Genomic DNA, 11,725 nt, shown 5'->3' with positions numbered 1-11,725 from the left:
TGGCGGAACCCGCGCCCGCGCCGGAGCCGGAGCTGGCGGAACCCGCGCCCGCGCCCGTCGCCGAGGAGCCGCAAGAGGAGAGAGTCGAAGAACCCGCCCCCTACGTCGAAGCGCCGGCGGAGGAGCCGCTCTACGTAGAGGAGCTCGAGGTCGGGGAGACGGAGCCGGACCTGTCGGAACTGCTCTCGTCTCTCGAGGGTCCCGAACCGGAGGGGCAGCCGGCGGGCGAGCCGCTCGAGACGGAGGAGGCAGCGGGGGTCGAAGCGCCGCCCTCCGGCGTGATCTCGACGGATGCCTACCTCGCGGACATAGGCGCACCCGACCTCTCGCTCTCCGGCGGCCTGAGCGACGAGCTCACCGCGTTGACCGGCGGCGGAGGGGGTCGCCAGCGCCCGGTCACGAGCGTGAACCGGATCCCCGAGCACAAGGACGGGAGCGTCCTTCATCGAGACCTGCTGGTGGACAGGGACCTCGTCCTGAAGATCATCGAGGGCATCGAGAACCTCTAGGCAGAGACGGAGCGCGCACGGATGCAGTCTGTGAAGGTCGTGGTGACCGGGCCGTTCAACGCCGGCAAGACCACCTTCATAAAGGCGGTGAGCGAGATAACGGTGCTCTCCACCGAGCGCCAGGTGAGCGACGCCTCGGGCGAGGGCGGCGGAGAGACCACCGTGGCGATGGACTTCGGCCGGATCACGATCTCGGACGACGTCGTGCTCTACCTCTTCGGCACCCCGGGGCAGGAGCGCTTCTCGTTCATGTGGGAGACCCTCTCCGAGGGGATGCTGGGCTTCGTGCTGCTCGTCGACGCGACGAGCAAGGACTCCATACGCGACGCGCGCGAGATGATCGGCTTCTTCACCGAGATGTCCGACGTGCCCTTCGTGGCGGCGGCGAACAAGGTGGACGCCGAGGACGAGGCCGCGCTCGAGTCCGTCCGCGCGGAGCTCGAGCTCACGGACTCGGTGCCGCTGCTGGTCGTCGATGCGCGTGACAAGGAGAGCGTGAAGGCCGTGCTCCTCGGCCTGCTCTACCGCATCCTCGAGAGCATGGGGTGACCGTGGACGAGCGGCTGTGGATCCTCGCGGCCGCGGCCGCGCTCTTCGTCGCCTCGGTGGTCTACCTGCTCGTGGCGATCCGGCGCTCGGGCCGGGCCGGGACCGCCTCACCCGCCGCCGCTGGGTCGGCCCGATCCGTGGACGTCGGCGTGGACCTGCACCGCATCGCCGAGGAGACCCCGCAGGGGTTCCGGCGCATCCTCGAACAGCCGCTGCGCACGGGCGAGTGGATGCCCGAGGATGAGGACGGCGGCGGGCAGGTCCGCGCCGTCACGTCTCCGCCGGCGGCTCCGGCCGCCTTGCCGGAGCCCCCTGCCGCGGTATCCTCTCCGCCGGCGCCCGCGCCGCCCACGCCGTCCCGTCCGCCTGTGCCCGAAGCTCCCGCGCCGCCCACGGCGCAGTCCCCTGTGCTCGGCGTGCCCGTCCCATCGCGCGAGCCACCCGTGCCCGAGGCGCCCGCCCGGGAGTCCTCGCACCCGGCCGGGGCGAGCGACGTGCCCTCTCCATCACCCGCCTCTCCGCCCGCGACCGCTCCGGCGGGCGCGGGCGGGTCGTCCGCTGCGACACCTCAAGACGCCGAGCGCGAGGAGCGCTCGGGCTCCGTTCCCAAGGCCTCGCGCTCACTCGAGGAGGCGCTCGAGCCATACGGTACGTCGGGCTCGCCGTCCGGCGAAGCCCCTACGGCAGAGACCGAAGGAGCGGGCGCGGACGTGGTCGCAGGGGCCGCAGGACCGGCGGCCGCTCCGAGGTCGTTGCCGGTCCTCGAGCGGGGGGCGGCCGCCTCGACCGAGGCGCAGGCCCCGCACACCGCTCCCGCGTCGGGCCCGGAGCACACCTCATCGCCCGTCCCGGGGGTCGGTGACAGGCCCGCGGAGCCCCCCGACGTTCTGGAGATCCTCTCGGAGAAGCTGTTGGAGCGGCTCGGCGAGCAGGGGATCCCGACCGTGGCGCCGGCGGCCGCCTCGGCGCCGGGCCCCGTCGAGGCACCTGCGGCCCGCGCGGCGGCCGAATCGGTGCGCGCACCGCTGCCCGCACCTGCCGCCCGGCTGCCCGCACCCGCGGCCTCTCCGCCGCGACATGTTCCGCCGGCGGGACCCGAGGCTCCGCCGGCCCTCAAGCCCGAGCCCGCAGCGGCCGACAGTCGAACCGAGGAGTACGTGATGGTGTCGCCGGTGGAGATGTGGTTCGGAGAGATCCGCGTCGGGGTCAGGCCCGGCTCGAAGACCTTCGAGGAGTTCCAACGGCTCGCCGCGCGCATGCTCCACAGGATGCCGGGGGCGAGGCGGAGCGACACGTCCGAGACCTGACGCGCCGTCGCCGGCCGAGCCCTCGCCGAGGGGACACCGCGACTGCCGCGCCTGCGGGGAACGGACGGGAAGATGCCGGTGGCTGAAGCCGGGCAGCGCCTCGGCCTCCTTCTGATGAAGGCCGGGCTGGTCACGGAGGGGCAGCTCAACGACGCGCTCGAGGTGCACCGCGCCACGGGCAGCCCGCTGGGCAAGGTCCTCGTGGACCTCGGCTACGCCACCCAGGGCGCGATCCTGTCCGTGATGGCGCAGCAGATCGGGATCCCCTACATCGACTTCACCGCGACGCGTCCCGAGCCCGATGCCGTCGCCGTCGTCCCCAAGGAGCTGGCGACACGCTACATACTGATGCCCGTCCGGATAGACGGCAGCCAGCTCATGGTGGCGATGGCCGACCCGCAGAACGTGCTCGCGCTGGACGACCTGCGCATCATCACCGGCTACGACATCAAGCCGGCCATCTCGACGCGGGACGACATCCTCGTCACCGTCGAGGAGTTCTACAAGACAGCGGAGCACACCGGGGACTTCGACGGCTCGGGGGAGGCGGACGCCGTCGATCTCGAGGAGATCGGCGACATGACGTCGGACGCCCCGACGGTCAAGCTCGTCAACTTCATCATCCACAAGGCGGTGACCGACCGCGCCTCGGACATCCATATCGAGCCCCAGGAGAAGGACCTTCGCGTCCGCTTCCGTATCGACGGCGTGCTCCACGAGGTCATGAGGAGCCCGAAGAACGCGCAAGCAGCCGTCCTCTCGCGCTTCAAGATCATGGCGGACATGGACATCGCCGAGTCGCGCAAGCCTCAGGACGGGCACTGCGCCATCACGAGCGGCGGCCGCAAGCTGGACTTCCGCGTCTCCACGCTGCCGACGGTCTACGGCGAACGGGTCGTCCTGCGCATCCTGCGCAAGGACTCGATCCTGCTCAAACTCTCCGACCTCGGGTTCCTGCCGACTTCGCTCGACCGCTTCGAGTCGTCGTTCCGCAAGCCCTACGGCGCGATCCTGGTCACCGGCCCCACCGGCTCCGGCAAGTCCACGTCGCTGTACGCGGCGATCAACGTGCTCAACGAGCCGCTCAAGCACATCATCACGGCCGAGGACCCGGTAGAGTACCGCCTTCCCGGCGTCAACCAGGTGCAGGTGAACCAGAAGGCCGGGCTGACCTTCGCCCGCGCGCTCCGCTCGTTCCTGCGCTGCTCGCCGGACATCATCCTCGTCGGCGAGATCCGCGACCAGGAGACCGCCAAGATCGCGATCGAGTCCGCACTCACCGGCCACCTGGTGCTCTCCACGCTGCATACGAACGACGCGCCGGGTGCGATCACGAGGCTCATCGAGATGGGCGTCGAGCCCTTCCTCGTCTCCTCGGCGGTCGACTGCGTGCTCGCGCAACGCCTCGCGCGGCGGCTCTGCCATTGCAAGACGCCGTTCGTGCCGAGTAAGAGGGCGATGATCGAGGCCGGTTACGCGGAAGACGCTCTGCCCGAGAAGCTGTTCCGCGCCGTGGGATGTCAGAAGTGCGGCAACACCGGTTACCGTGGCCGCATGGGCGTGCACGAGGTCATGCTCATCACCGAGGAGATCCGGCGCCTGACCGTGGAGGAGGCCTCCGCCGAGGAGATCAAGCGCGTAGCGACGGAGCAGGGCATGCTGACCCTGCGGCAGGACGGGCTCGAGAAGGCGCGGCTCGGCCAGACCTCCATCGAGGAGATATGCCGAGTGATCGTCTGACACGGACGCAGGGGGGCCCATGTACGACTTGAACGACCTGCTCGTGATGCTCAACGACCGAGCCGGCTCCGACCTCCACCTCAGCGTGGGGCTGCCCCCCGTGCTGCGGGTCCACGGGGCGCTTCAGCCGGCGGACGGGGAGGGGCTGACCCAGTCCGCGACGAAGGACCTCGTGTACTCGGTCATGACGCAGGAGCAGCGCGAGGGACTCGAGCGCAATCGGGAGATCGACTTCGCCTACTCCGTGCCCGGCGTGGCGCGCTTCCGCGTCAACGCGTACTACCAGCGGGCGAGCGTCGGCGCCGCGTTCCGCCTCATCCCCAAGGAGATCCGCTCCTTCGTCGAGCTGGGACTGCCGAGGGTCCTGGAGGAGTTCTCGATGAAGCCGCGGGGCCTGGTGCTCGTCACCGGCCCCACCGGGTCGGGCAAGTCCACCACGTTGGCAGCGATGATCGACCACATCAACACGCACCGCGAACTGCACGTCGTGACGATCGAGGATCCCATCGAGTACCTGCACCAGCACAAGCGCTCCATGGTCAACCAGCGGGAGATCGGCTCGGACACGCGCAGCTTCGCCACCGCCCTGAAGCACGTCCTGCGGCAGGACCCCGACGTCATCCTCATCGGAGAGATGCGCGACCTGGAGACGATAGCGGCCGCGCTCACCGCCGCGGAGACGGGGCACCTCGTGCTGGCGACGCTGCACACCCAGGGCGCCGCGCAGACCATAGACCGTATCGTGGACGTCTTCCCGCCGCACCAGCAGCAGCAGGTCCGGGTGCAGCTCTCGTCGAGCCTGCAGGGCGTCGTGAGCCAGCAGCTCCTGCCGACGGCGGACGGGCGCGGGAGGATCGTCGCGGTGGAGACCCTCTCGGCGACATCCGCCGTCCGCAACCTCGTCCGGGAGGCCAAGGCCCACCAGCTGGACACGGTGATGCAGACCGGCGCTCAGCAAGGGATGGTAACGATGGACCTCTCTCTTGCCGAACTATATGGGCGAGGAGCCGTCACGCTGGAGACGGCGATGCAGCACTCGATGGATCCCTCCGTGCTGAAGCAGCACGTCGGCAAGAGGGCCTAGGGGCGAGGACGAACAGGGAGAGGACCGATGGCGAGCACCTTCATCTACTCCGTCAGGGACAAGACCGGCCAGATCCGCAAAGGGACGCTGGAGGGCGAGAGCCGCGACGCGGTGGGCGCGAAGCTCAGGGAGATGGGCTTCATCATCCTGGACCTGAAGGAGCAGGGCGCGCTGGCCAACGTGGGCCAGATCAGGATCGGCACGGGCGTCAAGCCCAAGGACATCACCATCTTCTCCCGCCAGTTCGCCACCATGATCAACGCCGGCCTCTCGCTCACCAAGTGCCTGAGCATCCTGGGCAGCCAGACCGAGAGCGCGGGGCTGAAGGACGTCATCGTGCAGGTCGGCAGGGACGTGGAGGCCGGCCAGTCGCTCTCCGACTCCCTGGCCAAGCACCCCAAGGTCTTCCCGCCGATCTTCATCAACATGATCCGCGCCGGGGAGACGGGCGGTGTGCTCGACGACGTGCTCCTGCGCCTGGCGGACCACTTCGAGCGCGAGCAGGCGCTGAAGGGCAAGATCAAGTCGGCGATGACGTACCCGGTGGCGATGGGCGGCCTCGTGCTGGTGATCCTCGTGGCGATGATGGTCTTCGTCGTCCCCACGTTCCAGAAGATGTTCGCCGACATGGGCGGGGAACTGCCCCTGCCCACGCAGATCCTCGTGGGCATCTCGGATTTCGTCGCCGGGATCGGCGGCGTCTTCGCGGCCGTGGGAGCGGTCGGGCTCGTGCTGGCCTTCAGGTGGTGGGCATCCACCCCGCAGGGCAAGCTGATATGGGACGGGGTCAAGCTCCGGATGCCCGTCTTCGGGGCGCTCGCGCGCAAGATCTCGCTCGCCAAGTTCACCCGGACGTTCGGCACCCTCGTCTCGGCCGGCGTGCCGATCCTCTCCGCGCTGGACATCGTGGCCGACACGGCCGGCAACGAGATCGTCGCCCAGGCCGTGAAGAAGACGCGCGGTGCGATCAAGGAGGGCGAGACGATCGCCAAGCCGCTCGGCGAGTCGACGGTCTTCCCCGCGATGCTCGTTCAGATGATCGCGGTGGGCGAGGAGACCGGCGCGCTGGACGCGATGCTGGTCAAGATCGCCGACTTCTACGACGAGGAGGTCTCCGCCGCGGTGGACGGGCTCACCTCGCTCATCGAGCCGTTGATGATGGCGACCCTCGGCGTGGTCGTGGGCGGCATGGTCATCGCGCTGTACATGCCGATGTTCAACATCATCACGCTCGTCAACTGACCCCTCCCGGTGACCGGCGTCACAGGACGGGCCCTCTGTGCGCCCTCGCGCTAAAGACCCCGTCGGGCTGCTCCGATACCCCAGGTGGAAGACGGCTGCCGCCGGCAGCCCCTAGTCCCGAAAGGGAGGAAGAGGGAGGTGGACATCTGATGAAGATGTTCAGGAAGAGGGACGAGGGCTTCACCCTCGTCGAGCTGATGGTCGTAGTGCTCATTATCGGTATCCTCGTCGCTATCGCCATCCCCGTGTTCAACGCGGCCTCGGCGAGCGCCCGCCTGCGCACGTGCCACTCGAACCAGCGGACGATCGAGGGCGCCATCGAGCAGTGGAAGGCCGCGACCCCGTTGAACGTCTGGGCGGCGCAGGACATCACCGGCCTTCCGCTCGTGACCGACTACATCAAGGTCGACCCGAGATGTCCGGCCCCAGGTGGCGGTATCTACAGTACCGACGGCGATGGCACCGTGACCGGCGACAACGGTCAGGGCGGCTGGGTGCCCCTGGACAACAACGTGGAGCACTTGCATTTCTAGGATCCGTCAGCTCGGAGGATGGAGGCCGGCGGCGGCTGCCGCCGGCCTCTTCTTCGTTCCGGCCTTCCTCAGGAGAGATGCTCCCGGTACTCTGGGAGCGGCCGGTACCGGCCCGGAGAGAGGACCCATGCTCCCTTCCCAGTCGTTCTGGTTCGCGCTCTACGCCGTCGTCGGGCTGCTCTTCGGCAGCTTCGGCAATGTGGTGGTCTGGCGATTCCCCCGGGGGGAGTCGGTGGTCTTCCCGGGCTCGCATTGCCCCGCCTGCGGAGCGGCCGTGCGCTGGCACGACAACGTCCCGGTGCTGTCGTGGGTGGCGCTGCGCGGCCGCTGCCGGGACTGCTCGGCCCCCATCTCCGCCAGGTACCCGGTGGTCGAGGCTCTGTCCGCCGTGCTGTGGCTGGCGGCCGCCGCCGCGTACGGGCCGGGTCCGCGCGGCCTGGTCGCCGCCGTGTTCTTCTGGGCGCTGCTCGTGCTCTCGTTCATCGACTTCGACACCATGCGCCTGCCCAACGCGATCGTCGCGCTGCTTGCCGCTCTGGGCGCGGCGGCGGCTCTTGCCTCGGAGCTCACGGGTCGGCCGGTCGCCCCCCTGGTAGGCGTCGCGGCCTCGGGCGTCTTCGCCTCCCCGCTGCTCGCCGCAGTGGGTGGCGCGGCGGCGGCCGGGGGGTTGAGCCTCGGGATCGCCGCGCTGTACGCCTCCGTGCGCGGACGGGCGGGCTTCGGGATGGGAGACGTGAAACTGCTGGCGGCCATGGGACCGTTCCTCGGGGCGTACGCGCTGCTGGCGCTCGTGGCTGGCAGCCTGGCGGGCTCCGTCGCCGGCGTGGCGCTCGCGATCCGCTCCGGTGAGCCCGTCTCCGCGATGAGGATCCCCTTCGGGCCGTTCCTCGCTCTGGGCGGGGTCGCCGCGGCCCTGGCCGGTCCCTCGCTGGTACGCTGGTACGCTTCGCTCGTGGCCCTCGGCTGAGCCGCCCGGCCGCCGACGGTGACCGGGGATACCGGGTCGAACTCGCGCGTCAAGTGCTTCCGCACCCCTGCCGATACCGAGTACAGGAGCCGAGAGACGGCTTGATTCGGCATGCTGAGGGAGTGGCGCGATGCGGGGAACGAAGGGCGCCTGGCGCGGCGAAGCGGGCATGACGCTGATCGAGATCCTCTTCGCGACCGTCGTGCTGTTCATCGCCGTCAGCGGCGTCCTCACGCTGATGGCCACGTCCACCCGTATGGGTGTCCAGTCCAAGCAGAACGTGATAACCGTCAACCAGGTCCAGGCCTACGTCGAGCGGGTCAGGCGACTCCCCTACGACGACATCGGCGTCGTCGGCGGAGCCGGCGGCTCGATCCCCGGGACGCTGCCCGTGGAGACCACGGTCGCCGACAGCGGGTACTCCGTCATCATCACCCCCACGGTCACGTGGGTGGACGACCCCAACATCGCCGGCACGACCGACTACAAGCGGCTCCACATCTCCGCGTCGTCGCGGCCGGTGGGCGGGGGGCAGTCCTTCGCCTTCGAGACCGAGACGTTCATCCGCCCCGGAGGGGGCGCCGGCGACAAGCTGCCGCCGATCGTGGAGTTCGCTCCGGGGTCGCCGGCGAGCACCGACGTGATCGACGAGCACGGTGCGTGGATATACGGCGACGCTCGCACGGAGATGCCCAACGCGGTGCTGCACCACGTGACGTTCATGTGCGACGGCCGGGAGTTGCGCGACTCGTCGGGCGGCTCCGCGTACTGGACGGTCATGGAACCCTCGGTCACCGGCTTGAGCTTCTTCTTCGACCCCTGGGCCCAAGAGGAGTTGCAGGACGGGACGACCAGGAGGATATGGCAGGACGGCGTGCGCACGTTCCGGATCGAGGCGTGGGACAACATGAGCCAGCGCGGCTACGTCCAGCGCCAGATCCTGCTGGACACCGGCCCCCCCGCCGTCGCGACGACGCCGACCGCGGAGCCGATGCGCTCCGACCTGGTGAGGGTCTCCTGGCCGATCGCGTACAAGGGCTCCGATCCCGCCGCGAGCTACGACGTGATAACGCAGCAGCTGACGGGCGCCGACGGCGAGTCGCCGAGCCTCGAGGGGCTGCCGAGCACCAGGGTCGGGACCACGTACTTCGACCACATCACCCCCGCCTTCTCCCGCCACATCGCCTGGGTCCGCTCTGTCGGGCCGGCGCCGATGGAGAGGGAGTCGACGAGCTTCTCCCCGCCGGTCGTCTACGTCAGCAAGCCCGAGCTGAGAGGGACCTGGCGCAACGTCTACGAGGGCAACGGGGCCAACCGGGTGTGCAACACGACCATCTCTCTCAACCTCTCCGAGCCCGCTTTCCTCTACGGGAGCATCAGCTCCACCCTGTACAGGAGCACGTCGCCGCGGATGACGGGTGCGGTGGAAGTGGTCTCGGGCTCGGGCTTCTCGTACTCGTACACGTTCTTCACCGCGGTGGGGAACAAGGGCGACCCGACTCCGTACTACCACCAGGTCCGCACGGTCGTCCGTCCTCTCGGGTATCCGGACGATGCGGCTAACGAGCCCGTGACGCTCTTCTCGAACGTCCTGGGGCCCAACGGTCCGGCCGAGACCGGCACGTTGGCCACGGCGGGGTGGTGACGGGATGCGCGGGTTCGTGGGACGCGACGAGGGCTTCTCCCTGTCGGAGCTGATCGTGGTCACGGGTCTCATCGGCGTGGTCCTCGCCGGCGCCTACGCCGTGGCGCACGCGGTGGTGAAGGGCAGCAGCGTGAACGAGACGCAGGCGATGATCGCGCGAGAGGCGGGCCAGCCGCTGAGCATGATCCAGAAGTACCTGATGCAGGCCACCGCGATCGAGGAGACCGGGCCGTACCGGATCCGCTACATCATCGACCGCGAGTTGCGCGACCCCGAAGCCGAGCGCCACGTCCTGGAGGCGACGAGCGACGGCAGGCTCGTCCTCACCATGTGGCCGATCGACGTGGCCCACACGAACACCGGGCCTCCGCGAGCCGCGGTGCTCTCCGAGCGCAACACCAACGTCGCCGACGGGGTCCCTCTGTTGAAGTACATCGACGTCACCGGCGCCCAGGTGACGAGCATGGAGCACGCGCCGTCGGCGACACGGCAGCTGGAGGCGACGGTCCGGGTGCGCTGGGACGAGCAGAGCCATGAGTCGAGTCTCTTCATGAGCTTGAGGAACAGGGAGTGAGGTGCTCGGCGTGCACCGTATGAGACGCATGCTCCGATCCGACGACGGCATCGCCATGATCACGGTCATCGGCGTGATATCCGTCGTCACGGTGATCGCCATAGGCGCCTTCGCGATGAGCCGCCAGTCGCTGCACGAGAGCGTGCTCGTCCGCTCGGAGTCGCAGGCGTTCCACCTGGCCAGCGCGGGCATAGAGGTCGTCCTCGAGACGATACAGCGCGGCGGGTTCGACGAGTCCCTCTACCCGATGGGCGGGACGCTCGCCGCTGGGACGTGGCAGACGACGGTGTCGAAGCTGACCGACGCCGAGTACCTCGCGACGTCCACGGGGACGACCAGCGAGGGGGTCTCCGAGACGGTCGAGGTCAAGTTCTTCTACCTCAACATCTGGGAGATGAACCTGGCGGCCGGCTCCAAGCAGTCCATCACGGCAGGCGGCGGCGGGCTGAACGGCACGGCGAACATCGTCGGGCCCTTCTACGCGGTCGGCACGATCGAGATGGGCGGCGGCGCCCGGGTCCTCTCCGGGCCGCTCTTCATCAAGGGCGGCGACATCATCGTCACCGGCGCTTCGACGGTGGGCGCGCCGCTGGTGGAGGGTCAGCCGTACTCCGGGCCGATCAACGTGTACTGCGACGGGGCCCTCATCGGCCGCCAGGACAGGTACTTCATCTCGTACAGGTCCCAGGGGGTGCCGACGATCGAGCTCCCGACCGTGGACGACGACTACACGACGGAACAGTGGTCCAAGGCCAGAGCGGAATCGGTGGACAACCTCATCGGCTACCCCCCGCAAGGCGAGGACGCCGGTACGCCGAACCTCGAATCGGTCGGCGGCGACCCCACGACGTACCGGACCATGCAACCGCCCAACACCGCCACCTTCAGCCGGGCGAAGGCGCCGGGCGCGTCGGCCCAGTACAAGTACATCGGGCCGTCCTCGGGACCCTCGGCCATGGGGGAGGGGACGACGCATCTGGTCATCGGCGGCACGGGATCCTGGGGCACGGGCTCGGACGACCCGCGCGCCGAGGGTTACCCGGCCGGCAGCCACGACGACTTCTACTTCGACGACACCACGAACATGCTCTACGTCCAGGGAACCGTGTTCGTGGACGGCCCGGTGACCTTCGCCGAGGACATCACGTACCGCGGGAACGGCGCGATCATCGCCAACGGCGACATCTACATCCACGGGAAGCTCGCTCCGGCGACGGTGGGCGGCGAGCTCGACGCGTCGGCGGCGATGGGGCTCGTCACCCCGAAGAACATCCTGTGCGAGACACCCTCGTCGAACAAGGACTTCGGCGATGTGCCCGACCTCTCGGGCGCCTTCTTCGCCAGGGGCAACGTGCGTTTCAAGCACAACATCCTGTGCGTGGGCGCGGTGGTGGCCGGGGGCATCACGTTCGATCACCCCAACACCAAGCTGGTGACCAACCCCAACCTTCCCTCCTTCCTGCCGGAGAGCATGCCCGGTAGAGGGCTGTCCATCCTCTCGCAGGGTGCGTGGGCGAGACGGTAGCGCCGGCGTCCTCGTCGGGGCGGGTTGCAGAAGTTGCCAACCCGCCCCGC

10 protein-coding genes and 1 pseudogene are annotated in these 11,725 nt (G+C 69.1%); all 11 read left to right on the top strand.

Features of this window, described 5'->3' with window-relative positions:
• The 11 genes and pseudogenes from IBX62_02885 (at position 1) to IBX62_02835 (ending at position 11,675) form a co-directional block, all read left to right on the top strand.
• Positions 1 to 131, top strand: a pseudogene (locus IBX62_02885) (DNA-binding protein).
• Between the two features lie 399 nt (positions 132 to 530).
• A complete protein-coding gene (locus IBX62_02880) occupies positions 531 to 1,058 on the top strand; it encodes an ATP/GTP-binding protein (GenBank protein ID MBE0476026.1) in 528 nt (175 codons plus the stop codon).
• Positions 1,055 to 2,365 (top strand): hypothetical protein, encoded by a 1,311-nt coding sequence (locus tag IBX62_02875; GenBank protein MBE0476025.1) that lies wholly within the window; start codon positions 1,055 to 1,057, stop codon positions 2,363 to 2,365. The genes IBX62_02880 and IBX62_02875 overlap by 4 nt, the downstream gene beginning before the upstream one ends.
• 72 nt (positions 2,366 to 2,437) lie before the next feature.
• The gene (gene tadA / locus IBX62_02870) at positions 2,438 to 4,105 is read left to right on the top strand and encodes a Flp pilus assembly complex ATPase component TadA (protein ID MBE0476024.1); all 1,668 of its coding nucleotides are present in this window, start codon (positions 2,438 to 2,440) and stop codon (positions 4,103 to 4,105) included.
• Between the two features lie 19 nt (positions 4,106 to 4,124).
• Positions 4,125 to 5,189: a type IV pilus twitching motility protein PilT gene (locus IBX62_02865; GenBank protein ID MBE0476023.1), complete on the top strand. Its 1,065-nt coding sequence runs from the start codon at positions 4,125 to 4,127 to the stop codon at positions 5,187 to 5,189.
• A gap of 27 nt (positions 5,190 to 5,216) precedes the next feature.
• Positions 5,217 to 6,431 (top strand): type II secretion system F family protein, encoded by a 1,215-nt coding sequence (locus tag IBX62_02860; protein ID MBE0476022.1) that lies wholly within the window; start codon positions 5,217 to 5,219, stop codon positions 6,429 to 6,431.
• Positions 6,432 to 6,580: 149 nt separating this feature from the next.
• Positions 6,581 to 6,964: a type II secretion system protein gene (locus tag IBX62_02855; GenBank protein MBE0476021.1), complete on the top strand. Its 384-nt coding sequence runs from the start codon at positions 6,581 to 6,583 to the stop codon at positions 6,962 to 6,964.
• Between the two features lie 127 nt (positions 6,965 to 7,091).
• The gene (locus IBX62_02850; GenBank protein MBE0476020.1) at positions 7,092 to 7,931 is read left to right on the top strand and encodes a prepilin peptidase; all 840 of its coding nucleotides are present in this window, start codon (positions 7,092 to 7,094) and stop codon (positions 7,929 to 7,931) included.
• A 130-nt stretch (positions 7,932 to 8,061) separates the two neighbouring features.
• On the top strand, positions 8,062 to 9,576 hold the full coding sequence (locus IBX62_02845; protein MBE0476019.1) for a hypothetical protein: 1,515 nt from the start codon (positions 8,062 to 8,064) through the stop codon (positions 9,574 to 9,576).
• Between the two features lie 4 nt (positions 9,577 to 9,580).
• Positions 9,581 to 10,150 (top strand): prepilin-type N-terminal cleavage/methylation domain-containing protein, encoded by a 570-nt coding sequence (locus IBX62_02840; GenBank protein ID MBE0476018.1) that lies wholly within the window; start codon positions 9,581 to 9,583, stop codon positions 10,148 to 10,150.
• Between the two features lie 28 nt (positions 10,151 to 10,178).
• Positions 10,179 to 11,675, top strand: coding sequence for a hypothetical protein (locus IBX62_02835; protein ID MBE0476017.1), 1,497 nt, complete (start codon positions 10,179 to 10,181; stop codon positions 11,673 to 11,675).
• Positions 11,676 to 11,725: the final 50 nt, after the last annotated feature.

This window comes from Coriobacteriia bacterium, assembly GCA_014859305.1.
In the GTDB taxonomy this organism is placed as follows: domain Bacteria; phylum Actinomycetota; class Coriobacteriia; order Anaerosomatales; family Kmv31; genus Kmv31.
The sequence above is the reverse complement of the archived record's forward strand: the minus strand, read 5'-3'. Positions and strand labels throughout refer to the sequence as shown.